This is a genomic window from Streptosporangium sp. NPDC049248 (genome assembly GCF_040678965.1).
GTDB classification, from domain to species: domain Bacteria; phylum Actinomycetota; class Actinomycetes; order Streptosporangiales; family Streptosporangiaceae; genus Streptosporangium; species Streptosporangium fukuiense.
Map to the genome: position 1 here is coordinate 14,612 of NZ_JBFAQY010000033.1, position 23,648 is coordinate 38,259.

General features: G+C 66.6%; 24 protein-coding genes and 1 tRNA gene. 14 read left to right on the forward strand and 11 right to left on the reverse strand.

The features are described 5' to 3' along the window. Positions 1-30: 30 nt before the first annotated feature. The 3 genes from AB0K21_RS37865 to AB0K21_RS37875 are packed head-to-tail and all read right to left on the reverse strand — an operon-like array spanning position 31 to position 3,271. The gene (locus AB0K21_RS37865) at positions 31-507 is read right to left on the reverse strand and encodes a hypothetical protein (RefSeq protein WP_364156977.1); all 477 of its coding nucleotides are present in this window, start codon (positions 505-507) and stop codon (positions 31-33) included. After that, complete coding sequence (locus AB0K21_RS37870) at positions 504-3,020, reverse strand: DUF3854 domain-containing protein (protein WP_364156980.1); 2,517 nt, start codon at positions 3,018-3,020, stop codon at positions 504-506. The genes AB0K21_RS37865 and AB0K21_RS37870 overlap by 4 nt, the downstream gene beginning before the upstream one ends. Continuing rightward, positions 3,017-3,271, reverse strand: coding sequence for a hypothetical protein (locus AB0K21_RS37875; protein ID WP_364156983.1), 255 nt, complete (start codon positions 3,269-3,271; stop codon positions 3,017-3,019). The genes AB0K21_RS37870 and AB0K21_RS37875 overlap by 4 nt, the downstream gene beginning before the upstream one ends. Positions 3,272-3,475: 204 nt before the next feature. Between AB0K21_RS37875 and AB0K21_RS37880 the strand changes: the two genes are divergently transcribed. Next, positions 3,476-4,186, forward strand: coding sequence for a helix-turn-helix transcriptional regulator (locus tag AB0K21_RS37880; RefSeq protein WP_364156986.1), 711 nt, complete (start codon positions 3,476-3,478; stop codon positions 4,184-4,186). Between the two features lie 173 nt (positions 4,187-4,359). Then, on the forward strand, positions 4,360-5,502 hold the full coding sequence (locus tag AB0K21_RS37885; RefSeq protein WP_364156989.1) for a site-specific integrase: 1,143 nt from the start codon (positions 4,360-4,362) through the stop codon (positions 5,500-5,502). Between the two features lie 15 nt (positions 5,503-5,517). On the opposite strand, the gene AB0K21_RS37890 is transcribed toward AB0K21_RS37885, so the two are convergent. Both AB0K21_RS37890 and AB0K21_RS37895 read right to left on the reverse strand, forming a co-directional pair. After that, positions 5,518-6,318: a M15 family metallopeptidase gene (locus AB0K21_RS37890; RefSeq protein ID WP_364156992.1), complete on the reverse strand. Its 801-nt coding sequence runs from the start codon at positions 6,316-6,318 to the stop codon at positions 5,518-5,520. A 93-nt stretch (positions 6,319-6,411) separates the two neighbouring features. Beyond that, on the reverse strand, positions 6,412-6,819 hold the full coding sequence (locus AB0K21_RS37895) for a MerR family DNA-binding transcriptional regulator (RefSeq protein ID WP_343970907.1): 408 nt from the start codon (positions 6,817-6,819) through the stop codon (positions 6,412-6,414). A 53-nt stretch (positions 6,820-6,872) separates the two neighbouring features. Here AB0K21_RS37895 and rplK point away from each other — a divergent pair, with 53 nt between their 5' ends. Then, positions 6,873-7,298: a 50S ribosomal protein L11 gene (gene rplK, locus AB0K21_RS37900; protein WP_343970910.1), complete on the forward strand. Its 426-nt coding sequence runs from the start codon at positions 6,873-6,875 to the stop codon at positions 7,296-7,298. 360 nt (positions 7,299-7,658) lie between these two features. Next, on the forward strand, positions 7,659-8,840 hold the full coding sequence (locus AB0K21_RS37905) for an ATP-binding protein (RefSeq protein WP_030921042.1): 1,182 nt from the start codon (positions 7,659-7,661) through the stop codon (positions 8,838-8,840). 155 nt (positions 8,841-8,995) lie between these two features. Here AB0K21_RS37905 and AB0K21_RS37910 read toward each other — a convergent pair whose 3' ends face one another. Both AB0K21_RS37910 and AB0K21_RS37915 read right to left on the reverse strand, forming a co-directional pair. Further along, positions 8,996-9,835: a MauE/DoxX family redox-associated membrane protein gene (locus AB0K21_RS37910; protein WP_343970915.1), complete on the reverse strand. Its 840-nt coding sequence runs from the start codon at positions 9,833-9,835 to the stop codon at positions 8,996-8,998. A 5-nt stretch (positions 9,836-9,840) separates the two neighbouring features. Further along, positions 9,841-10,791 carry a hypothetical protein gene (locus AB0K21_RS37915; protein ID WP_343970918.1) on the reverse strand — a complete coding sequence of 317 codons (951 nt, stop codon included), beginning with the start codon at positions 10,789-10,791 and terminating at the stop codon, positions 9,841-9,843. Between the two features lie 306 nt (positions 10,792-11,097). On the opposite strand from AB0K21_RS37915, the gene AB0K21_RS37920 reads away from it, so the two are divergent. Further along, positions 11,098-11,604 carry a SigE family RNA polymerase sigma factor gene (locus AB0K21_RS37920; protein WP_343970964.1) on the forward strand — a complete coding sequence of 169 codons (507 nt, stop codon included), beginning with the start codon at positions 11,098-11,100 and terminating at the stop codon, positions 11,602-11,604. A 140-nt stretch (positions 11,605-11,744) separates the two neighbouring features. Here the strand turns inward: AB0K21_RS37920 and AB0K21_RS37925 are convergent, their stop codons facing one another. Further along, positions 11,745-12,242, reverse strand: coding sequence for a MarR family transcriptional regulator (locus tag AB0K21_RS37925; RefSeq protein WP_343970921.1), 498 nt, complete (start codon positions 12,240-12,242; stop codon positions 11,745-11,747). A 96-nt stretch (positions 12,243-12,338) separates the two neighbouring features. Here AB0K21_RS37925 and AB0K21_RS37930 point away from each other — a divergent pair, with 96 nt between their 5' ends. Then, positions 12,339-12,902: a YceI family protein gene (locus tag AB0K21_RS37930; RefSeq protein WP_343970924.1), complete on the forward strand. Its 564-nt coding sequence runs from the start codon at positions 12,339-12,341 to the stop codon at positions 12,900-12,902. Between the two features lie 271 nt (positions 12,903-13,173). Next, positions 13,174-13,263, forward strand: a tRNA-Ser gene (locus AB0K21_RS37935). A gap of 215 nt (positions 13,264-13,478) precedes the next feature. On the opposite strand, the gene AB0K21_RS37940 is transcribed toward AB0K21_RS37935, so the two are convergent. Next, positions 13,479-13,619, reverse strand: a complete 141-nt coding sequence (locus AB0K21_RS37940; protein WP_343972340.1) for a hypothetical protein — start codon at positions 13,617-13,619, stop codon at positions 13,479-13,481. 755 nt (positions 13,620-14,374) lie between these two features. Here AB0K21_RS37940 and AB0K21_RS37945 point away from each other — a divergent pair. Next, a complete protein-coding gene (locus AB0K21_RS37945) occupies positions 14,375-14,725 on the forward strand; it encodes an Imm8 family immunity protein (RefSeq protein ID WP_343972342.1) in 351 nt (116 codons plus the stop codon). 581 nt (positions 14,726-15,306) lie between these two features. Here the strand turns inward: AB0K21_RS37945 and AB0K21_RS37950 are convergent. Further along, a complete protein-coding gene (locus AB0K21_RS37950; RefSeq protein WP_343972347.1) occupies positions 15,307-16,221 on the reverse strand; it encodes a CU044_5270 family protein in 915 nt (304 codons plus the stop codon). Next, a complete protein-coding gene (locus AB0K21_RS37955; RefSeq protein WP_343972350.1) occupies positions 16,209-16,823 on the reverse strand; it encodes an RNA polymerase sigma factor in 615 nt (204 codons plus the stop codon). Before AB0K21_RS37955 ends, AB0K21_RS37950 begins: the two co-directional genes overlap by 13 nt. Positions 16,824-17,335: 512 nt before the next feature. Between AB0K21_RS37955 and AB0K21_RS37960 the strand changes: the two genes are divergently transcribed. The 6 genes from AB0K21_RS37960 to AB0K21_RS37985 all read left to right on the forward strand — a co-directional run bounded on the left by AB0K21_RS37960 (position 17,336) and on the right by AB0K21_RS37985 (position 23,464). Further along, positions 17,336-17,788: a hypothetical protein gene (locus tag AB0K21_RS37960; RefSeq protein ID WP_343972354.1), complete on the forward strand. Its 453-nt coding sequence runs from the start codon at positions 17,336-17,338 to the stop codon at positions 17,786-17,788. Beyond that, positions 17,775-18,332: a DUF3995 domain-containing protein gene (locus tag AB0K21_RS37965; RefSeq protein WP_343972357.1), complete on the forward strand. Its 558-nt coding sequence runs from the start codon at positions 17,775-17,777 to the stop codon at positions 18,330-18,332. Before AB0K21_RS37960 ends, AB0K21_RS37965 begins: the two co-directional genes overlap by 14 nt. A 4-nt stretch (positions 18,333-18,336) precedes the next feature. Further along, positions 18,337-19,533 (forward strand): histidine kinase, encoded by a 1,197-nt coding sequence (locus AB0K21_RS37970; RefSeq protein WP_343972360.1) that lies wholly within the window; start codon positions 18,337-18,339, stop codon positions 19,531-19,533. A gap of 24 nt (positions 19,534-19,557) precedes the next feature. Next, complete coding sequence (locus AB0K21_RS37975; protein WP_364157004.1) at positions 19,558-20,211, forward strand: response regulator transcription factor; 654 nt, start codon at positions 19,558-19,560, stop codon at positions 20,209-20,211. 998 nt (positions 20,212-21,209) lie between these two features. Further along, complete coding sequence (locus AB0K21_RS37980) at positions 21,210-22,682, forward strand: endo-1,4-beta-xylanase (RefSeq protein ID WP_343972366.1); 1,473 nt, start codon at positions 21,210-21,212, stop codon at positions 22,680-22,682. Positions 22,683-23,092: 410 nt separating this feature from the next. Next, positions 23,093-23,464, forward strand: a complete 372-nt coding sequence (locus AB0K21_RS37985; protein WP_343972369.1) for a ClpX C4-type zinc finger protein — start codon at positions 23,093-23,095, stop codon at positions 23,462-23,464. Positions 23,465-23,648: the final 184 nt, after the last annotated feature.

Consider the following 23,648-nt stretch of genomic DNA (forward strand, 5'->3'; position numbering starts at 1 on the left):
TGGGTTGACGCATCGGGGCGGGCGGGGTCGTCATGCGGCGGGCCGGTCGAGTTGCCGGCAGGGCGTGCACAGGGCGAAGTGGACTTGTACGGGGGGGAGGGAGCGGGCGTGTCCGCTGGGCAGGGTGAGGATGACGGCGGGGAGCTGCCAGCCGAGGGTGTTGGTGGTGACCATCGTGCGCCTGCACCGGTCGCACTTCCGGTCTTCGCGGGTGTTCTTGATGCGCTGGTATGCGCGGTCGGCGCAGGGGGCGCAGCGGATCTTTCCGGCTGCCCAGGGAACCCAGAACGCGGGTTGGGGGGCGGTGGAGGACAGGTGGGTGCAGAAGCCGGTGGTGCCGCGGGTGAGGCCGGTGTGGAGTCGTTCGAGGATGTGTGTGCTGATGGGTCCGGGTTCGCTGTGGCCGAGGGTGCCGTTGAGGCGGTGGGCGAGGTGGGCGAGGGAGCGGAGGGAGTGGTTGACGGCGGCGCCGGCCTGGTCGAGTAGGGCGGTGGTGGCGGTGTTCATGCTGCGCTCTCCTTCTGGCAGTCGCTGCAGAGCTTGCTTGTGGCGTGTGGGCCGTTGACGAGCCACGGTCTGCGACATCGGGCGCAGTGACCCATGTTGCGGGGGTCGAGGGTGACGAGGGTGACGCTCGATGACGCCCCATCTCCATTTGCGTGCTCGTCCGCATGACGTGCCCCCTGCCCCCCTTCGCTTTTTCTCGCCTCAACAGAGGGAGGGGGTACGAGAGCGTCACCCTCGTCACCCCAACCGGACATTTCTCCATCCGTCGCAGGCCAGCGAGTTGGCATCGGGGTGACGAGGGGGGTGACGCTCTCCCTGTCTGGGGTGACGCTCTCGCCCTCTGGGGTGACGCTCTCGGGGGTGGGGTCGTCACCCTTGATCGTCAGCGAGATGAGCCGCTTCCCCTTGATCTTCTTGCGCTCGACCTCGATGCCGATCTTGCGAAGAGCGGGTGTCGAGCGCGTCAGGTAGCCAGAGAAGGTGCCGGCGGTCTTTGGCCACCACTTCGGCCGGGGGGCGAACGTGCGAGCCTCGATGAGGCCAAGCAGCTGCGCGGGGGTGTCGGTCCAGGTGCCGTGCTCCCTGGCGATGTCGCGTACGGCGGAGGCGATGGGGTCGTCGTCGATCAGGTCGGCGGCGATCTGGTCGCGCGCGTCCAAGTAGCTTCTCAGCGTGCTGGTTCCCCGCACGGAGTCGAGGGCGGCCAGGATCTCGGCGAAGTCCGCCATCCGGGGGCGCGCGGTGAGATTCCGGCGGGCCTCGGGGAGTGCGGCGAGCATCTGCGCGGTGAGGTCGAGCAGCGCGCCGAGGATCTTCGGGTGAGCCGCGGCGTACGCCTCGGTGAGTTCGCGGTCTGTTCGACGACGCTCTTCAGGGATGGGGTGAAGCTCGATGGAGAGCAGCCGGTCGGCCAGGTCCCCACGGAGTGAGCCGGTGTCGATGCTCGTGAGCAGCAGGACGCGGCGGAAGTGCAGCACGGAGAGGTCGCTGTTGGTGTAGAGGCGGCGAGAGACCAGGGCCTCCCCGGTTACGGCGCGGCACATGGCGTCCGACAGCCACGGCTGGATTGTGGAGAGGTTGTCGATGCCGACGACCCAGGACGCGGAGGCGGCCACTCCCCAGTTCTGCTCATCGCGCGGCATGGCCCGCATGGGCGCGGCCGAGGGGTCGATCAGGTTGACGAGCATCTTGCCCGTGGTGGTCTTGGCCGTACCCTGCTCGCCAATGAGTAGTCCCACGGGGTGGGGGATGTCGGGCACGTATGCCGCGACGAGCCAGCCGAGCAGGAGGGGCCAATACTCGTCTGCGACGTTGATCAGCGAGCGCAGCATTTCGACGTTTCCACCTCGTACGGGGGTGGGGAGTTCGCCGGTGACCTCGGTGCGCCGGAACAGCGGGCCCGAGGTCGGGTAGGTGATCTCCCATCCTGCGGGGGTGATGTGGACGATGGCGCCGTCGTCGTGTCCGAGGTCGAGCAGGATCCCACCGGCACCGTCTGGCGCGGTGCGTAGGTGAAGTTCTACGGCGGCCTGTGCCTGTGCCTGTCCTTCGATGGCGAGCATCGCGTCGGCGAGTGCGCTGTTGGAAGCGGCGCGCCTGGAGGTTTCCCGGTAGGCCGCGGCGAGCTCGGCGCGCAACGAGTGCTGTCCGCCTCGCAGCAGGCGGGCGAGGTAGGGCCCGTCCTTGGCCACGGCGAACGGCTCGCCCGCCTTGGATCGCCCGAGGATGTAGCGCTCGGCACCGAGGTCGAGCAGGACGTCGGCCTGTGACGGGCCCTTGCCGGAGCCAGGGCGTTCGGTGGCTCGCTCGATCCTGCGGGCGAAGCTGTGGAGCTGCTCGATGGTGCCGCCGGCCGCGATGAAGTCGTCGAGGCCGATTTTCGCCCCGTTTTCGCCGTCGGGCAGGTAGACCAGTTGGACGCGGGCGCCGCGGTATTGCAGCCATGCGCCGAACCGGTCGAGGGCCTGGGCGACGGAGTCTTTCTCCATGACGTCGGAGTCGAAGGCCACGAAGATGTCGCGGCCGTTGATCGCGATGTCCTCCCACGCGGGCAGGGTGACCTTGCCGGGGGTGCCCTTCCAGTTCCAGACGCCCAGGAGCGCGATGCAGCACAGGCCGGCGGTGACCGCTGCGTCGGCTTTACGGGATCCCTCGGTGATCCACAGCGGGACGCTGGGGTCTCCCATCTGGTGGCGAATCGTGGTGGGGATGTCCACCGCCATCCTGACGCCGACGGGCATTTCGTACTTCCGCGACTTGCCCTTGTCGTCCACGTGGGGGTTGTCGGGGCGGTACTGGTACATCTTGACGAGGCCGTCGGCGCCGCGGATCGGGATGAGCAGGCCGGGGATGCGCTGGCCGACCTTGGCGAAGTTGAGAGCGTCGAGTCGGGCCTTGGTGTCCACGGAGACGTAGCCGCGGGCCTTGGCCACCTCGACACTGATGGCGGAGTCGATGAGGAGCTTGGCGTGCTGGGGGAAGATGCTGCCGCCGTACTTGGGCGGGTTGGTCACGCGAGCCGCCGAGCCGCCTGCGGGTCTTCATCGCGCTGTGCGTCGAGCCAGGAGTCAACCTCGCTCTTCCACGCGACCAGCCTGCGACCTTGACGCCAGAGCGGCGGCGCGGCTGGCCCGCCTACGTGTCGCAGGTATCGGAGGGTGGCCTCGGTGCGCCGGACGTAGTCGGCGACCTCGGGGAGCAGCATGAGCCGGTCGTTCGCAGGGCGAGCGCTGGGGGTGCGCCGGGGCGCGTGTGTAGTCTTCATTCGACCTGTCCTGAGCTGGTAATTCGGCAAACGGATGGGGTTCACGGCCCGGCAGGGGGATGTTTGGCGACGATCCCTGTCGGGCCGCTTCGCGCCAGATGCGGCTTTGTAGATTGCGATCTTCGGATCATTATTTAGTACGACCGATACTCCACGCAACTGCCAGCGTTTACAAGCATCTACAAACCGTTATATCTTGCGGTCGTGGAAGACCAGCCGAACCCGCACGCGATGTGGGAATACAACTTCATCCAGCAGATGAAGCGTCTCCGAGAAGCGCGGAAGATGACCCAGACCGACCTCGCGCGTCAGCTCAAGGCATACGGGCTCCCCTTCCACCAGCCGACCGTTCAGCGAATCGAGACGGGCGAGCGCCCGGTACGTCTGAACGAGGCACACCTGATCGCCAAGGTGCTGGGAGTCGACGTCGACTCGATGGCTACCGCGGCATCTCCTTCTGACCGCGAGATCCGCTACGCCGTAGACCGGCTGCGATCCAGCTCCGAGCTACGGTCCGACGAGGTGAACGAGGTGCTGGGTGAGTGGGTAGAGGACGTGGAGTCTTTCGCCCTGGCGCTCATGGAGCGGATTCCGGCCTCCGCCCAGAGTGCGGAGGATCTGGATCCAGTGACCCGCTGGGGGATGGCGTGGGCCTTCAAAGTGCTGGAGGCCTGGCACGCGTTCCTCACTCTGTGGGAAGGGCTGGAGGGGATAGGTGGTGAATCGCTCCCGAGCTACCTCAAGGACGCCCCGGAACTCCAACTGCCCGATCCGGATGTCATGTCTACCTTGCAGAGCTGGCAAGACCGGTTCGCTGAGGGAATGAGCGACGAGGTGCAGGCCAGCGGGCGCGTCCTGTATGCCCGGTTCCCCGGCGAGGGCGATACCGCCGGCCACGAGGACTCGGAGGGCTGATGGCTCACATCGATGATCGCTGGATGCGCCGGAAGCGTGGCCCCGATGGGAAGTTCGTCGTCGGTCCGACGGGCAAGCCGGTCATGGAGCGGGATCCGGCTCGGTACGGCAAGGGCAAGCGGTGGCGCGTCCGCTACCTCGATCCGGACGGCGAGGAGCGCAACAAGTCCTTCGTGAAGAAGGCCGACGCGGACAACTTCAAGAAGGAGGTCGAGGCCGACGTCTTGCGGGGCACGTACATCGCCCCCGACGCGGGCAAGGTCACCTTCAGGAAGCTTGCCGAGGACATCATCGAGAGCCGGACGCTTGCCCCCGGCACCGGGGGCAAGATGCGCGAGCGGCTGGCCAAACACGTGTACCCGGTGATCGGGAAGAAGGAGATCGGTCTCCTGGCGCGGCGCCCCAGCATGATCCAGCAGCTCGTGAAGAGCATGGAGAAGTCGGGGCTCGCTCCGAGCTATATCGAGGTCATCATGGCCCACGTCGGCCTCGTGTTCTCGGTGGCGATCGGCGATGAGCTGATCACCAAGAACCCTGTCAAAGCCACCGCGGTCGTTCTGCCGACAGTAGTAAAGAAAAAGATCAAACCGTGGAGCATGGAACAGGTGTGGGCGGCAGCCGATGCCCTGCCGCGGCAGTTCCAGGCGACGGTCTCGGTAGGCGCCGGGATCGGCTTGCGGCAGGGTGAGATCTTCGGGCTGTCTCCGGATGACATCGACTGGCTGCGGGGCGTGGTTGAGGTCCGCCGTCAGGTCAAGGTGATCAAGGGGAAGCTGGTCTTTGCGCTCCCCAAGGGCGACAAGACGCGCGAGGTCCCCCTGGCCGAGCTGGTCAAGGTGGATCTCGCGGAGCACATGAGGGAGTTCCCGCCCATCGAGGTGACCCTCCCGTGGGCCGACCTCGACGGCGACCCGGAGACGGTCAAGCTGTTCTTCAGCATGCCGGGCAACACCTATGGCGGGGCGATCTTCCGGGATCGGTTCAACGAACGCTGGCACACGGCGATCGAGACCGCCGGCATCGTGCCGAAGCTCGGGCCGGGCGAGAAGCGCGGCCAGCGATTCCGTGAGCACGGAATGCACGCTCTAAGGCACTATTTCGTCAGCCTGCTGCTCGCCGAGGGCGAAGCGATCACGGCCGTCTCCGAGTGGGCTGGCCACCACAGCGCGAAGTTCACGCTGGACGTGTACGGGCACCTGATGCCGTCCTCGGAGCAGCGGATGCGCAAGACCATCGACGGGGCCCTTCGACGACCCACGAACGAAGATCGTCTTGAAGATCACGGCCCAGGCACGGCCCAGGGGGTGACGGAATGAGCGTTTTCCCAGCTCTTAGCCCCCACCCTTGGAGAAGTGCTGGTAGTCCTTGATACCTGACCAGTAACCGCCCCATTCCCAGCCTTTCGCCTGGAAGGCCTTGACCACCCGGTCGCCCGGGTTGATCACACCGGGGGCCTGCACCGGGCGCTTGGCGAACTTGCGGGCGTTGCTGTGCGCCACCGAGCCGTTCGACGAAACGTACGGGTTCTCGCGCGGATTGATGTCGATGGCCCGGCCGTAGGCGTGCTTGGACCAGCTGCTCGATCCCGTCGCCGGGCGGCAGTTGAAGGCCGAGGTGTTGTTGGCGTCGATCGAGTCGAAGTCGTCGCCCTTGTAGACGTCGACGAGCTCCATCTTGTTGATCGGCCAGCGCCAGTCGTACAGGCGCCGGAAGATCGAGACGATGTCGTCGACCGCGCTCTTGTTCACCACCAGTTCGCCGGTGTGCGGCTTGTCGTCGAAGCCCCAGTAGGTCATCGTGATCAGCCGCAGGTCGCCGAGCGGGACCGGGCAGCCCGGCCGCCAGGAGTATTCGAGCAGCTGACGGGTGACAGGGGAGATCTTCGCGGAGAACTTCGGCGGGCCTGTCGGGGTCGGTGTCGCGGTACCGGGTTCCGGTGTCGTCGTCGGTGTCGTCGTCGGGGTCGCCGTCGCGGCGGCCGGCTCCGATGCCGCCGAGGTCGGCCGCGCGGACGACGTGGGCTGGACCGGCACGGACCGGGAGCCGGCCGTGCCGCAGGAGGCGGCCGCCAGACAGCCGACGGTCATCGCGAGCGCCGCCCGGGTACGGGCCGTGAATTTAGATCTTGCCACGTGCCGCCTCCCATCAAAACGGACAAAAGGGACAACAGTTCATTGTAATTGATCAATTACCCAAGGTGGCGGGCGATCGCGGCGGTGATTCACTCATTGGTGATCATGGAATCCGTCGGTCGGGGGTGCCGTTGACCGTGGCCACCGGCTCCCGGTATCGCGCGAGTCGTGCTCGGTGTGGTCCCGTGGCACCGACTCCGGGGTGCGCTCCTGTGCGTCGACGATGAGCGCGAGGATCCGGGCCACGCCGTCGCGCACCCCGGCCGACGCCCTCTCCGTGATCAGGATGTCGGCCTCGTGCCAGGCGGTCGGATCGAGTTCGCCGGCCCTCTCCCGGAACTCGCCGCCCATCTCGCGCAGGGAGGCGCGGAAGTCGTCGTAGAGACGGTAGCCACTCCGGGTGCGGCCGCGTTCGGGAAGCACCCCGATGTCGGAGTGGGAGCGGATCGTTTTCACCGGCGGACCGGAGAGTCTGGCGAGCTGTCCGATCGTGTAGCTCATGCGGTCATTATTCCGTTGAGTCTCCAGTAACTGGAGATTTTAGGTTGCCGGACATGTCGAAGAAGAAGGTCAGCAGGACCGCCAAGCTCCAACTCCCGGCCGGTGAGGCCGGCCCCGCCGCCGTGGGCAAGGACCTCGGCCCGCTGGGACTGAACCTCATGGAGTTCTGTCGCCGGTACAACGCCGCCACGCAGGACCGGCGGGGATTCGTGGTCCCCGTCGTCGTCACCGTGTTCGAGGACCGCTCGTTCGAACTGGCGATCAAGGTGCCCACCACGGCCTCGCTGATCCGCCGGACGATCGGTCTGGACGGAGGCAGCCCCCGCCCGGGGCATCAGGCGGCGGGCACGATCACCCGCGCGCAACTGCGGGAGGTCGCCAGGAGCAAGATGCCCGATCTCAACACCGCGGACCTGGACCAGGCCGAGAAGATCGTCGCCGGCACCGCGCGTTCGATGGGGCTGACCGTCCGGGACTGAACGCTCATGGCCGACGAGACGACCCGCCGGCCGTTCTTTGAGGCCGGAGTGGCTCCGGGGCCTGTCCGTGGCGCGGCTTACGCCCCGATCTGTAGCTGCTTGGCACGCGAACCCGGGTTCCTTGGGAAGGCTTTTCATCGAAACGTATCGCGCCTGTGTTCGAACCCGCGCTACAGTCATGGGCACGGGATCGAACACGGGTTCGGGCTGACGTCCTCCCAGGTGAAGGGGTGTGCCATGGCGATGCTCGCGACACACGCTCCGTTTCCTCGGGTGCCGGTGGAGCGCGGTGCGACACGCCGTAGCTCTTTCTACGGAAATCTAAGCCGACCGCTATATCCCGTCATAAAGTCCGAGAGCGTGGACCCCGTGCGCAATCCCTACGCTCCAGGTGCCGGACAGCGCCCCCCAGAGCTCGCCGGCCGCGACCGTGAGCTACAGCAGTTCGAGATCGTCCTTGAGCGGGTGGCCCGCGGGCGCCCCGAGCGCAGCATGGTGGTCACCGGGCTGCGCGGCGTCGGTAAGACCGTCCTGCTCAACACCTTCAAATCGATGGCCATGCAGCGGCTGTGGGGCACCGGGAAGATCGAGGCCAGGCCCGACCAGTCGATCCGGCGTCCGGTGGCCGCCGCCCTGCACATGGCGGTCCGCGAGCTGGCCCCCAGGCACCGGGCACCCGAGCGCATCGAGGAGTTCCTCGGCGTGCTCAAGGCGTTCGCGATGCGCGACCCGTCCGCGGCCAAGGGCACCTCGCACTGGTCGCCCGCGATCGACGTGCCCGCGGGGCGGGGACGCGCCGATTCCGGGGATCTGGAGATCGACCTCACCGAGTTGTTCGTCGACGCCGCCGGGGTCGCCACCGATCTGGGTGTCGGCATCGCGTTGTTCATCGACGAGATGCAGGATGTGCAGGCCCCCGACGTCTCGGCGCTCTGCGCGGCCTGTCACGAGCTCTCCCAGAGCGGCGGCCCGTTGATCGTGGTGGGTGCGGGGCTGCCGCACCTTCCCAGCGTGCTGTCGGCCAGCAAGAGCTACTCTGAGCGACTCTTCCGCTATGCCAGGATCGACCGTCTCGACCGCGACGCGGCCGACCTGGCGCTCATCGCCCCGGCGGAGAGCGAGGGCGTGGAGTTCACCCAGGACGCCCTGGACGCCCTCTACGTGGCGGCGGACGGCTATCCCTACTTCGTCCAGGCGTACGGCAAGGTCGCCTGGGACCTGGCGCTGCGCAGCCCGATCACCGCCGACGACATCAGGGTCTCCGCGCCGGAGGCCGAGGAGGAGCTCGCGGTCGGCTTCTTCGGCAGCCGCTACGAGCGGGCCACCCCGGCCGAGCGCGACTATATGCACGCCATGGCCGCCATCGGTGACGAGCCCGTCGCCACCGCCGAGGTGGCCGAAGGGCTCGGCCGTAAACCGTCGAGCCTCTCTCCGGCCCGAGACAGCCTCATCAAGAAAGGCCTGATCTACAGTGCGGAGCGAGGGCTGATCGCGTTCACCGTGCCGCACTTCGGAAAGTTTCTGCGATCCCAACCGGTCTGAGCGAACAATTGTTCGATATACTATGGGGGAGCTCCTAGCTCTCTATATGGCTCTCTAGTGGGGAAGCTAGAGAGCCATATAGAGCCCAATCCTGTGTCTCGGGAAGCGCTGTCTGACCGCGGACAGGGCCTAAAGGAATCTAGGGTTCTCTAGCATCAGGCCGATACCGGCAGAGATTCCGGAAGAGACGTGGTCTCCACCGGACGCCCGTCGGAGCCGACCATGGCAACCCGCACCGCCGGATGGCGCCCGCTCAGATAGACCGCGAAGACCACGTCGACGGGGTCGCCCGCGTGGCTCTGTCCCGGGTAGACGAAGAACCGCCAGCACAGCTCCCGCCAACTGTCGACCGGCTCCGTGCTCGTCAGCCGGCCGGTGTGCGAGCGCCAGACCGTGCTCGACCGCAGTCGGCCGAGCGCGGTGGCCGGGTCGAAGCGGCGCTGCTCACAGGGGGCCCGGTAGCGGAGCCTGGCGACCGCCTCCTCGATCTCCGGCGAGAGCGCGGCGAGCACCAGCAGTCCGGCGATCACGGAGGGCAGGTGCGTCCACGTCATACCGGCGATCGCCTCCCAGCCGGAGATCTCCGGAGTCAGCAGCAGCCCCGCGGACATGGCCGTCAGCACCATGGTGCGGCCCAGCGATCGCCGTCCCACCGGTACCGCACTGACCTCGCCGAAGCATCCGCATCCCACGTCCGGGCGCCGGCGCCGCAGTTCCCACAGGACATAGGTGGACACCGCGAAGAACGCGACGACCGCCCACCGGAAGAACGGCCGGCCACTCACCAGCAGGCCGCACGCCAGGAACAGCTCGCCGAACGCGCAGACCAGCATCATGTGCTTACGCCAGCGTTCGGGCACCAGCACGGCAGGCCCCAGCCTGCTCAGCATGCCGGGTTCGGCCTCGCGCACGACGGTCCAGACCTTCGCGACCGTACCTGCGGCCAGCAGCAGGAGCAGGACCGGCAGTTGTCCGGCGGCGATCGTCGTCAGCATCCGTGTCACCCCATTCCAAGTCTGGCGTTGAAGCATCCGGCGGTCAGGTCTCCACCGAGCTCCACGAAGGAACTCGGTGACAGCTCAAGAATCCGGCCGCGAGGGGAGGTGCCGCACTCCAGGCACCGGTCGCAGAACCGGCCGGCCAGACAGCCGCACGCCACGATCGGCAGGACCGAGGTTCGCCCGGCGCACACGTTGCGTACGTTGAGCATCGAACCCAGCGACAGGTACGGCAGCCCGGTGCAGGACACTCCGGTGTCGTCGCACGCGGCATCGGACCGCTCCAACATGGGATAGGCCACCCCCTGCTCCCCGCAGTCGAAGGTGTCCGACCAGGTGGCCGTGCCCGAGATCCGCGACTGCGTGCCGCTGTAGCCTGGCGGAGGCGTCGGCACGGCCTTCCACCGGTAGGGCGGCTGCGAGGTCGCGGGCAGTCGAGCCTGTGCCACGCCGTCCTCGCGGACCCCGATGGCGTCGAACAGGTAGCCGGGTTCGAACTGCGGATGCCTGACCCGCAGGCGTCCCGAGGCGCGGTAGGGGATGACGATCGTACGCCGCCCGCGGTGCGGCCCGCAGTACAGCTCCACGGAGTGGTCCTTGCCCTTCGCGTCGATCGACTGGATCACACCGGTGATCCTGGTGATGTCCGCCCAGATCCGATCCACGACCCGGCCGGCCCGCAGCGCTCTGATGATCACGTTGGAGCCCACGGGAAGGTCTGCCGGAGGGACGGCCTCGCCACGCCAGGCGGTCGCCCACGGTGCGATGACGAGCCGCTCCTCGTGGCCGTCCGGAGTGTCGATGACGATCAGGTGTGGGCTGACGTCGAGGATCGCACCGCTGACCGAGTGGAAGGACTCACCCTCGACGGGGAGGGGGCCAGGCTCCTGCGCCGCCCGGCCGAGCGCGGCTGCCGCCAGTGCGCGGCGGCGATCGGCGCTGAGATAGGGCATCGTCGCTCCCCAGGTTCTGCGAGGTGTCGCAGTCAGCGTCACACGCTTCGCGGAGTCTCGCTGTCCGCTCCACCAATAATCACGGCAGGTGTCCAACCAGGTACTACAGTTCCCCTCCTTGGTAGAACGCATTGGTGTCCACTCGATGACAAACCGCTATCTAGTATCTCTTGCGTGCTCCGTCGCCCATCGAAGCCGATCTTTACCGTTGATGGGATGAAACATAGATTTCGGTTCAGCCGCAGTATGGGTTCGGGCTGCGATTCTGGCCACCATACGCACCTGGAGCACAGGCTGGTGATCACGGTGGCCGGCGGGACCGATGAGGAGTTCCGCGAGTATGTCGTTGCTCGCGGCCCGGCGTTACTGCGTGCCGCCTACCAGCTCACCGGGAATCCGAGCGACGCCGAGGACCTGCTGCAGGTGGCACTGGTCAAGACCTACCTCGCCTGGGACCGTATCCAGGACCACGCCGCCCTGGACCGCTATGTGCGCCGGACGATGGTCAACATCAACATCTCCTGGTGGCGGCGGCGCAAGCTGGAGGAGTATCCGTCCGAGGAACTTCCCGAACCGATGCTCGCGGGCGGCCCCCACCTGCCCGAGCGGGTCGAGCAGGCCCTCGACCGGCTGCCCACCCGGATGCGGACCGCCGTCGTCCTGCGTTACTACGAGGACATGACCGAATCGGAGATCGCCAAGACCCTGGGCATCAGCGTCGGGACCGTCAAGAGCACGGTCTCCCGGGGAATGGCCAAGCTCCGCGGCGACCTCACGCTCTCCGACCCACGGGAGTTGGAGCATCGGGTTTAGCGCCTGTCCCCTGGATCTTTCGCCCATCGCGATCAGGTGGGGCCTCGCTACAGTGAGATCCGCGGGACAACGCCCGAACCGGTCCGCCCGAACGTCGACCGGAGCCCTCCCGGCCAGGTGAGAGTCGGAACCCCACGGTTCTAGCCATGGGAAGACGGGACGGACTCGGTTTCCGCTCCCGCGGTGGCACACGGCCGTACGGCGTCGCGAATGATTCTGAGAGTGTCGAGGAAGATGCTGAGCTGCTCGGAGGAGAGCAGGCCGGTGAACCAGGTGTCGATGTCGATCAGGTGCCGGGGGAGGATGCCGCTGAGCCGGTCGGCGCCGGCCTCGGTGAGGACCGCGTAGGAGGCCCGCCTGTCGGTGGCGCACGCCTGCCTCATGGCCAGCCCCTCGCGCTCCAGCCGGTCGACGACCCGGGTCATCCCGCTGGTGGACAGGCTCGTCTGCGCCGCCAGGTCGCTCATCCGCAGCCGCCGTCCCGGCGAGCGCGCCAACCTGATCAACGTCTCAAAGTCGATCTCTGAGAGCCCCGCGGTCGCAAAGGACTCATGTGTCTTGGCTGAGATGCCGGTGTAGACCTCTGCCAGGAGGCCCATCGCCGTCAGCCGGGAGTCGTCAAAGGGGATCACGTTCACACTCTATCCGAAGGTAGTTGACGAGAGGAATATTCCTCGTGTAGAAATCTGTTGCTGCAATCATCTACTCAGCAACCTTCTCATCGGGAGCACAGCATGACCACTCGGACCTGGGAGAACCTTCAGATCCCCGCCGCCGGAACCTTCGCTCTGGACGTCGCCCACACCCGGATCGGCTTCGTCGTCAAGCACATGATGGTGAGCAAGGTCCGCGGCCACTTCGGCGACTTCTCCGGCACCGTCACCATCGCCGAGAACCCCCTGGACTCCTCCGCGGAGCTCTCGATCAAGACCGCGAGCATCGACACCGGTGTCGCGGACCGCGATGGCCACCTGCGCAGCGACGACTTCCTGTCCGCCGAGAAGTTCCCCACGATCACCTTCCGCAGCACCCGTGTCGCCGGCCACTCCGGCGACGAGTTCACTCTCGTCGGCGACCTCACCGTCCGCGACGTCACCAAGCCGGTCGAGCTCACCGTCGAGTACGGTGGCGCCGGCACCAACCCGTGGGGCCAGGACGTCTGGGGCTTCTCGATCACGACCGAGATCGACCGCGAGGAGTTCGGCCTGACCTGGAACCAGGCGCTGGAGACCGGTGGCGTCCTGGTCGGCAAGAAGATCAAGATTGAGATCGAGGGCGAGGCCAACCCGGCCGCCTGATCTCCGACACCACTCGGGACCCCTCCCGCCCCTTCGGGCGGCGAGGGGTCTCAGCATGTCCGCTTGTTGAGATGTAGCGTCTCGCAAATCGGGAATCCACAGGATTCCCGTCGAGCCCAGCTGGGGACTCCCTGGTTTGTCCACAGGGGTGGTGAAAGTTATCCACCGCCTGTGGACAACTCTCGCCCAACCCTTGCCCGTGATGTGATCACCAACCGCTTTGCCGCCTCGCCGGATGGCCGGTACTCTGTCCTGAGCCGAACGGTTACCAGGAGGCTTCGCCTAGTCAGGTCTATGGCGCCGCACTGCTAATGCGGTTTGGGTTTACCGCCCATCCGGGGTTCAAATCCCCGAGCCTCCGCAGATCAGAGGCCCTCTCCCGAGACACAGGGAGGGGGCCTTTTTGATCTCTAAAGGTGTCGTGGTTGCAGTCCTGGTTGCAACGCTCAGGATTTTCCCCAGAGCGCGGAGGCGGCCGTTCCCCGGCATCGCGCATCAACGGTGTGGACACGTGTGCGTACCTCTCGGTCGTGGTCACCCTCGTATGGCCCAGGACCTCCTGAACGACGCGGATGTTCACACCCTGCTCGACTCAGGCGAGATGTCCGCCCTACGGGGGAAGCTCAGCCAGCCCATCTCGATCGTCCTGGTCGACTCCAGCGGCACCGAAGGACTGCTCGCGAACTGGGTACAGGGCGTCGAGGTCCACCCGGTCACCCCTCTCCCGGCCCAAGTAGTCCTGACACGGCAGGGATGGGTCACCCCCGACCCTGTCCCCTGCCAGTGCTCGGAAGCTGGGTGTCACTCGCCCCACCTGCTAAACGCCCTCCGTACACCCCGGGTCTTCGGTGGAGGAACTCCAATTCCGCAATGAGCAGGTATACGCAGGTGGATGATTTCGTCCATTGGATCAACTGTGGGATTCTCTCCAGCATGACTGAGCCTACAGAGACCCCGCCTCCCTACATTCCTGGCCCTAGATCCGACGACGATGTCGTATCTGTTCGCATGCTGGGGTCTATTGCGTTGGTTGGCGGCGCCGCTCTGTCCTTCGGCATTCTGCTCTTCGACGGTAGGTTCCCGTCATGGCCATGGCTCGTGGGCTTATGGTTCACCGCGCTGATCGGTCTTGGATTACGCCTGGAGGCGGCGATTCGCGAGCAGAAGCGACGTCGTTAAGTTCGCCGCTGTCGCTCTTGATCTCTGCGCTGATGCCCGACGTCGGGCGGATCGTTGGTTTCGTAGACACAGAGTCGCTCTGAGCGGCAGAGCGACAAGGCTCGTACGACAACAGTGGTCACCTTGGCGGCGGTTGGGCCATTAGCGGGCCTTAACCAAGGTGGCGAGAGGTCAACCACGGCCACTCATGATCGGCCGAATACCCAGCTCAACCATTCCTCAAGGCGTGATCGACGCACTTCCCAAGCTGACAGCCCGCTCATGGCTTCACCCTGTTACGCGACCATTGGGTGATGAGAGCACACATGGGCGCCTTCCGATGGCCAGACCTCGAACTCGGGCGGAGCATCGACGACCCTGCCCATGCCTGCGAGCTGCTGGAGGTGTACGTCGGCCCGCAGGGAGAGCCGGGCGAGGAACGGTTCCAGCTCACCGTCTGCACCCCATCGGCCCTCGCCGATCAGCTGCAACGTCATTCTTTTCTCATCGGCCGCCATTGGCTCTTCGTGCCCGAGTTGCATCCCGCCGAGGTGACCACGTGGCTGAGCGACCGGATAGCGGTGCTGGAGGCTCCGACGTGGAGCGAACTTGCGGAGAAGATCGGCCGGATTGGAGCGTGGGAGTTCGAAGACTACGACGGTTGAAGCCTCCGGGCCGGTTGCAGTTCACCGCCGTCCCAAGGCGCTCCGTCGCCGATCGTGCAGCGTCGCTACGATCCGCGGGTGCGCCGGCGCACTATGAGGATCAGTCCCATCTGGATGAGGAGTAAAACCAGTGCGACGACTCCCGATGCGGCGGCCAACTCTTCCTCTGAAAGCCCGCCGACGCATTCCGTTATGTTGCCACCCTCATATAAAAGGGTGCAGGTAGGGCTAAGAACCATGAGAGCTATGAACCAGTTGGCGAGCAGAAGGGGAACCGAACCCAGGACAAAGAGCAGCGTGATGTGGTTCACCATCCCGCTCGTCGGGTTCGCCTTCGCTGAAATAGGTGCTGGACGCCCGCCTACATCGGAATCATGACTCACTTCGAACATGTAAGCAGAGGCAAGTGATCATGACAAGGGCGGCACGATGCATCTCCAGTCAGGCGGTTTCGTTCTCCTCTGTGTACATCACCGGCTCCCGAGCTGTCCGGCTGGGAGGATGAAAAGGGCTCCGTGGACTTCCACTACCGGCGGCTTCGGGTATACCCAGGTCACACCCTAATTGACCAGGCAAATTCCCTATGGCTGCGCGCCTGCGGTATCCGTCACGCCGACCGCTAGCTGCGCGGCCCAATCGACGATTTTGTCGCCCTTGGCGATGCCGTCGCGGCCGACGTCCTCGACGTAAGTGTGACGGGTACCGAGGTAGGCGAAGGTGTGAGGGTCGAGGATGAGGACCATCTCAGAGCCGCCGAACTCCGACCCGGGTTCCCACGCGATGCCCAGCCCTCGGCGATCCGTCACGTCCAGGACGTCCTGAAGGACTCGTGTCCCAGGCACTTTTGCCAGCGCCCGATAAGCCGCGGGCCGCAGATCTGACGGGAGGACGGGGTTGGCCAGCAATCCGGCGAGGTATCCGGCGACCCTCTCATCGGAGTCCGCAGCGGGAAGGTTCCGCAGGTAGACGAGTAGTTCGTCGGGGTCGGTCGGGAGCGTCCGGAGTTCGGTGTAGCGGATCGGCACGATGTGGTACTCGCCCGGCTTGGGCGGGGGAATCACCGCGCGCTTGCCGTGTTCGATCCTCAGCCCTGCGTGGCTGCCGTTGACGGATTCCCACCGTTCGTTGGTATAGGGATGCGAGGTGCTGCCGGGTGCCCCGGACCACCGCGCCTCCTTGACGTAGACGAACTGGTCGTCGCGTGGGGTGGGATCGGGCTTGGTCTCTGCCGCCTCGGCTGCTCGATCGAGTATGGCGGCGGCTGCGACGGCGGACGGTTGGTTCGGCGTCTCCCCCGTTACGTTCACAGCGATCAGTGCGACGGCCATGCTAAGGGCGAGTGCGCCGGTGACCGCGATCCGCGGCCAACGGAGAGGCGTCCTGGTTGTGCTCGTGCGTGTGGCGGCGAGTAGCCGGCCGCGGCCCACGGCCAGCGCGTGCGGTGAGGCGGGCGCCACTTCGGCGCACATCCGTTCGAGTTCGGTCAGTTCGTCCATTGGTTGCCTTCCTTCTGTGCGGGATCAGTGGGGTTCACTCCGCCCAGCGCTTCACGCATCTTCTTTCGAGCGCGATGCAGCCGGGAATGTACGGTCCCTATGGCGACGCCGAGTGCCGCTGCCACCTGCTCTTGATCGAGGCCGCCCGCCGCGACCAGCAGCAGCACGTCGCGCTGCCCCGCGTTGAGGCGAGCCAGGGCGTCAGCCAGTTGCCGCCGGATGCTCTGCGCGCCGACCCGATCGGTCACCTCCTCGGCGATCGACTCGATAGCGGGGTCGACTCCGGTGCGCGCGATGGCACGAAAGAACCGCACCTCCGCGCGCCGGTGCTTACCGATCAGATTGGTGGCCATGCCATACAGCCAGGGGCGGGCGTCGTCGCGGGTCAGGTCGTATCGGTCCCGGCGGCGGAACGCCGCGAGGAAGGTCTCGGCCGTGATGTCGTCTGCCGTTTCCCGCCCTAGCCGGCGCGTGACGTATCGATGTATCTCCTCCGCGTGCCTGTCATACAGGTCGGCGAACCGGTCGGGCTCATGACGGGACCGCTCGATGATGGTCGCGTCACAGATCCGCTCGACCTCCGCGCTCCATCCCGTCGTCATCTCCGGCTCTGTTCACTCATGCGCAATTCCTCGAAGCTCGGGTTAGCAAGGTGGGACATCATCTGCTCTCACCCGTTCACCCGGATCGGCTTCCCGCCCAGACAATCGGCGTTTCGCGCTCTCGCCATAAGAAGGAGGTGTCGGATCACCGGTTGCGATCCCCGTTGCGGTTCAGGATCGTTCAAGGCCGTGCAGGATGGACCACACACGCCCTCTGACCTGCGTTGAACTGTCCGGAACTCCTCAAGATCGATCGTGGCGCGTTCAGCCTCGCGGAATATGCGCGGGATGATCTTCTGTGGCCAGAGTTGGAAAGGATGCTCCTTCCCTGTCTCGTTCGACCTCGTCCCGCTTGGCCTGGACGTCGGCCCGGAACTCGATCGGCCACCCGCCTTCGAGATTCGAACGGGAACGCGCTCAAAGGAGGCCGCTGGTGTTCTCCCCCGGCCGGGGGAGGTGCTTCCCCCGCTGTGGGGAATGACGTTTGACGTGCGGCTTCTACTCTCGTGGTCATGGTTACCTCTGATCGCCGGCGACGCTGGCCGGCGTACGCGGTGGCGGTGCTGTTCCTTGGTTACGCCGTGGGGAAGGCCGCTTTTGCTCTGCAGGCCCGGCTCGGGTTCCCGGGCGGCCCTCCGGTGTCGGCTGCCGAGACTGGAAGCTATTTCTTGGAGGCGGCCACCGCACAGTGGCTCGCAACCGCGTCCGGCGTGTTGGGCGCGTGCGTCGCCCTCGCCACGGTCACGGCGCTGGGGCATCGGGTGCCGAGAACGTTGATGCTGCTCGTACTGGTCGGAATGTTGTTGGCCGTTGGCGGCGGTGCGGGGATCATGATCGTGGACGGGTTCGTCGGCATCGGTGTGGGCTGGCAGTGGTACCACGGAGTCCTTGGCATCCTCGTGATCGGGCTGTTCCTGGAGATGACCCGGTCCTACGCGGCGGCGACGAGACATGTCGCGGGCTGACCGGGCGCGGATGGGCGCGTACGGGGCCGCGGTGTGCGCCGCGGCGTACGGATCGATGAAACTCGCTCAGGCACTGGGGGCCAACGCACTGGCCGACAAGGACCCGCTGCCCCCACACCTGCGCGAACAGTTGCTCGCACGTGATCCCTTGTTCGTGGCAAGCCACTGGTTGCTGGCCGGTGCCGCAGTGGTCGGTGTCATCGTCGCGCTGGCCACCGTGAGGCCCTGGGGCGCGAGAGTACCGCGCCGGTTGCTGCTCGCGATCACCGGGACGCTCGGAGTCTTCATGATCGTCCGGTCGATCGGCGTGCTTGGGTTCGGCTTCGTCGGCGACGTGCTGCTGTTGACCGGAGTTCGCCCACCCCCGGTCGAGCACGCCTCGCTGGCGCGCGACCTGGCACGTTGGGATCTGCTGCTGTGGTCGCCGTTCTTTCTTCTCTGGGGGGTGTGCTGGGCGACGGCCGGATGGCGGCTGGGCAGAGCGAGTGGGGTCGCGCCCGCTGGACTCGCCCGCCGTGCGGTGTCCGCGGTTGAGGATGATTGAAGGCATGCTGTCACCCCTTGTCGGCCGCGCCACCTATCTGCGGTGGGCCTGTCTCGTCCTCGGCGGAGCGCTGCTGATGCCGTACGTGATGGTGGGTTCCATGATCGGTGGCCTGACCGGGTTGTCGGCCGCGTCAGGCGACTCGCTCCAGCCGCTGGTCTTCCTGGCGGTGCTGCCGCTGGTGGCACTGACCGGGCTGGTGCTGCCGGTCCGGGCGCTGGAGGTGACGGCGGCGCGTAGCCTGCTGGGCGCCGAGATCGACCCACTGCCCGCCGGGTGGGCGTCCGGGAGGCGGAGCTGGGGTGAGCGGCGGCGCACCGCCACCTGGTTCACCCTGCACCTGGGGGTCGGCGGGGTGATGGCGGGACTGACGCTGACGACGGTCCCGTTCGTGGTCGTGGCGATTCTGCTGCCGGTCACCGGTGCCCCGTTCGATCTGTGGATCATGTCCACCTTGCGGGCGGTCTGGTGGGGCGGCCCGCTGCTGGGCGTCGCCCTCCTGGTCGCGCTCGTCTACCTGACCGCCGGGGTGGGCGCGCTGCTGGCCCGGTCGGCGCCGAAGCTGCTAGGTCCCTCACCCGCCCAGCGGCTGGCGCTGCTGGAGGAGCGGGTCCGCCGCCAGGCGGTCCGCAACGGCCTGGCCCGTGAACTGCACGACTCGATCGGGCACGCGCTGAGTGTGGTGACCGTGCAGGCCGGGGCGGCCGCCCGGGTCCTGGACCGCGACCCCGTGGCGGTCCGGGCCGCGCTGGGGGCGATCGAGGAATCGGCGCGCGCGGCGTTGGAGGAGCTGGACCAGGTGCTGGGGGTGTTGCGCGAGCAGGAAGACGGGTCGTCCACGGCCCCAGCGCGGACGCTCGCCGACCTGAGCGGCCTGGTACACGGGACCGGCGCCGCCGCTGAGATCACCGGCGACCTGGCCACCGTGCCCACCGAGGTCTCCCGGGAGGTCTACCGGATCGCCCAGGAGTCGCTCACCAACGCCCTGCGCCACGGGACCGGTCCGGTACGGCTGGCGCTGGCCGTGCACGACGACCATCTGGAGCTCGACGTGTGCAACCCGGCGGGACGGGCGCCTGGCAGGAGTGGGCGCGGCATCGGTGGCATGCGCGAGCGGGTCACGCTGCTGGGCGGCGACTTCGACGCCGGTCCCGCAGGTGGAGAGTGGCACGTGTCGCTACGGCTGCCACTACGTCCCTGAATGGTGGTGGATAGTGTCGGGCGCATGCCGATTCGTGTGGTCATCGCCGATGACGAGGATCTGATCCGGACCGGTCTGCGGATCATCGTCGACACCGAACCCGACCTGGAGGTGGTGGGCGAGGCGGCAGATGGAGCGGCAGTGGTGCCGGTGGTTCGGGCGACGCGGCCCGACGTGGTGCTGATGGATGTGCGGATGCCCGCGGTGGACGGCATTCAGGCCACCCGGTTGCTGCTGGCGCTGCCTCAGCCGCCCAAGGTCATCGTGGTGACCACCTTCAACGACGACGACTACATATATGACGCGTTGCGCGCGGGGGCCAGCGGCTTCCTGCTCAAGCGCAGCCGGCCCGACGACCTGGCCCAGGCCGTCCGAATCGTCGCCGCCGGGGAATCGCTGCTGTTCCCGGCCGCGATCCGCGCGCTCGCCGCGAACCGTCAGAGCCGGTACGCCGCCACCCGTGCCGTCCCCGGGCTCGGGAAGCTGACCGCGCGTGAGGCCGACGTGCTGCGGCTGATGGCCTGCGGCCGATCCAACACCGAGATCGCCGCCGAGCTGGTCATCGGGGCTGAGACGGTGAAGACCCACGTCGGTAACGTCCTGACCAAGCTGGGGGCGCGCGATCGCACCCAGGCCGTCATCACGGCCTACGAGTCCGGTTTCGTCTCCCCCGGCTGAGCTGAGACCACGATGAGGTCGTAGGGTGATCATGAGGGGAACGGTCAGGGGCACCTCGTTCGAGGTGTTCGAGCGCGTCGCCGACGTTCTGGACATGCCCGACCCCGCCAGGCTGATTCCTGGCCTCACACCGCGACGGCTCCCTACAGCACCACCATCTGATGAAGCGGTGCCACCATCAGGTACGGGTCTGTTGACCCGGCACCTGGCCGGTTCGACTGTTCCGTGCCAGCGGGAACGGCCCCGTTCGGTGGTCGACCGTCGACGGCTGCAGTGTCGCATTCTGGCAGCGACAGCCGGCGGCAAACGCGACGAAGCCGACATTCGACGGAGACTCATCCCGATAGGGATCCGGTCTCTCTCCGTAGCGCCATCCTTCGGAGTCGGCCGGCAGCTCTGCCTCACGCGCGAAGGCAGAGCGGCGGACACGGAGTGACCTGGGAGTGTGGTGCCACCCAGGTCCGACCACATCGCGCACCTCATGGAAGGGACGCCATGGTAGCGCTACCAAATTGTGGTGCGACCTCCCTTCGACATCCCGGCATCTCGGGTGGTGATGGCGGTGAGTAAATACAGCGGGACCGGATGTCGTCAAGAGGCAGGGGTGCTCCGTGCCCGGCGTCGCCGAGAAGGCGCCGCTGCCTGTGAGTCCCAGCCCCAGGTCCGTAACTTGCGGATCTGAGCTGAAATTTTCAAGCTGCAGCAGCCGGTTAATTTCTCCTATTTACTCGGCGCATATGTCTCGCCGTAGCTACCTTGGGCTCATGGTGAGGGCATCGCTACTCGGGTAATGTGGCCGAAAATTTCGTTCAAGCATTGACATGTTTCGGCTGGGTTTCCACAATGAGTCTCCGAAGCGGTCGGTCCTGCCTGATGTGGTGATCGAGTGAGGGCCGCCGGTCATGACGCCATCGTGGTGTGCGCCCCGGTTCGGGTGCGGCGTCGTTCGCCGGGTTCCCGTGTATCCCTTTTTCCGTGATTTCAGTATGGAGTCAGGCATGGGTATGAAGGCTTCACCCTCATCCGCGCGCCGAGGTTTCGGTGCCCTCAGCAGGGTCATCGGCGCCGGCGTCGTGAGCGTCGTAGGTGCGGCGCTGTTGGTGTCGGTTCCCGCGGATGCGGCCGCCAGCACGCTGGCCGCCGCCGCGCAGCAGAGCGGTCGCTACTTCGGCGCCGCGATCGCCGCGGGCAAGCTCGGCGACTCGCAGTACACCACGATCGCGAACCGTGAGTTCGACATGATCACGGCCGAGAACGAGATGAAGATCAACGCCACGGAACCCAACCAGAACCAGTTCAACTTCAGCAGTGGCGACCGCATCTACAACTGGGCGGTGCAGAACGGCAAGCGGGTACGCGGGCACACGCTGGCCTGGCACTCCCAGCAGCCGGGCTGGATGGAGGCCATGTCGGGCAACAGCCTGCGCCAGGCGATGATCAACCACATCAACGGCGTAATGAACCACTACAAGGGCAAGATCTACGCCTGGGACGTGGTGAACGAGGCCTTCGCCGACGGCAACTCCGGTGGCCGGCGTGACTCCAACCTGCAGCGAACCGGGAACGACTGGATCGAGGTGGCCTTCCGCACCGCACGGGCCGCCGACCCGTCCGCGAAGCTCTGCTACAACGACTACAACATCGACAACTGGAGCTGGGCGAAGACGCAGGGCGTCTACAACATGGTCCGCGACTTCAAGCAGCGCGGTGTGCCGATCGACTGCGTCGGCCTGCAGTCGCACTTCAACGGCAACAGCCCGTACAACAGCAACTACCGCACGACCATCCAGAGCTTCGCGGCGCTGGGAGTCGACGTGCAGATCACCGAGTTGGACATCCAGGGCGGTTCGGCCACCACCTACGCCAACGTGGTCAACGACTGTCTGGCCGTGCCGCGCTGCACCGGCATCACGGTGTGGGGGGTCCGGGACAGCGACTCCTGGCTGGGCGCGAACACCAGTCCGCTGCTCTTCGACGGCAACGGCAACAAGAAGGCCGCCTACACCTCCGTGCTGAACGCGCTCAACGCCGCGAGCCCGAACCCCACGCCGACGGTGACCCCGACGGTCACGCCCCCGCCGGGTGACGGGGGACAGATCCGGGGTGTGGCATCCGGCCGTTGTGTGGACGTGCCGAACTCCACGACCACCGACGGCACCCAGCTCCAGTTGTGGGACTGCCACTCGGGCTCCAACCAGCAGTGGACCTACACCTCCGCCCAGGAGTTCCGCGTTCTCGGCAACAAGTGCCTGGACGCCGCGGGCACCGGTAACGGTGCCAAGGTGCAGATCTACTCCTGCTGGGGCGGCGACAACCAGAAGTGGCGCATCAACTCGGACAACTCCATCGTGAACGTCCAGTCGGGTCTGTGCCTCGACGCCGCCAACTCCGGCACCGGCAACGGGACTCTGCTCCAGACCTACTCCTGCTGGGGCGGCAACAACCAGAAGTGGACCCGGAGCGGATCGTGAGACGGCACCTGTAGGTGCCGACCGGGATCGGGACGGCGATCACCGCGGCGATCACCGCGGTGATCGCCGTCCTGGTCGGGCTCCTGGCTCAAACGTCCACAGCGAGATAGGCGGCGGCGCGGCGTGTCGCCGCACGGTCCGCCCGCCATCCGGGCGTGTGGTGTGGGCGCCGATCCCGAACGGTGGCGGGGATCGGCCCGCCCGCCGTACCGCCGCCCAGGGGCGAGAGCCTTCGCCTGGCAGGCCCAACCTCTTCGAGGCCCTTCGGGTGCTTCGCACCGCGTCGGCCCGCTCGCTCTCTCAGGTCTGGAATCCCGTCCGGCCCGTGACTCCGCCGACGGTTGATAGTTGTCAGGGGCACCCTGACGACTTAAGGTGTCAGGGATGCCCTGACACCTTAGGAGTGCGCTGTGACAACGCCTGACACCCTGACCGAACTCGCTCGGTGTTCCTTCTGCGGCAAGCCGACCACCGAGGTCGACAAGCTGGTCGCCGGCCCCGGCGTGTACATCTGCAACGAGTGCGTGGCCCTGTCCGCGTCGATCATCGACGGGAGTCCCGAAAATCCCGCAGGATCGCGCGTGCCCATGTGGGAGTCGCTGACCGACGAGGAGATGCTGAGCCACATTCCACGCGTCGCCGCGCACATCGACCAGGCCGAGGCTGACCTGCGCTCGTGGGCACAGGAACTACGCCGGCGCGGCGTCACCTGGGCCAGGCTCGGGGAGGCTCTCGGAATCACCCGCCAGTCCGCGTGGGAGCGGTTCTCCGGCGAGGAGTGACGCGATCTGGGGCAGCCCACCTGCGTCTGGGGATCATTCGTACGGCATGATTCCCGTACCCGTACCCGTACCCGTACCCGTGGCAAGGGCAGGGGCAGCCCTTAGGCATCGCCTCAGAGGGCGGTTCACGTCCGGGGGCGCGCGTCCTGCGTCAAGGAGGGGTAGCGCCTGGTGACGGTCACCC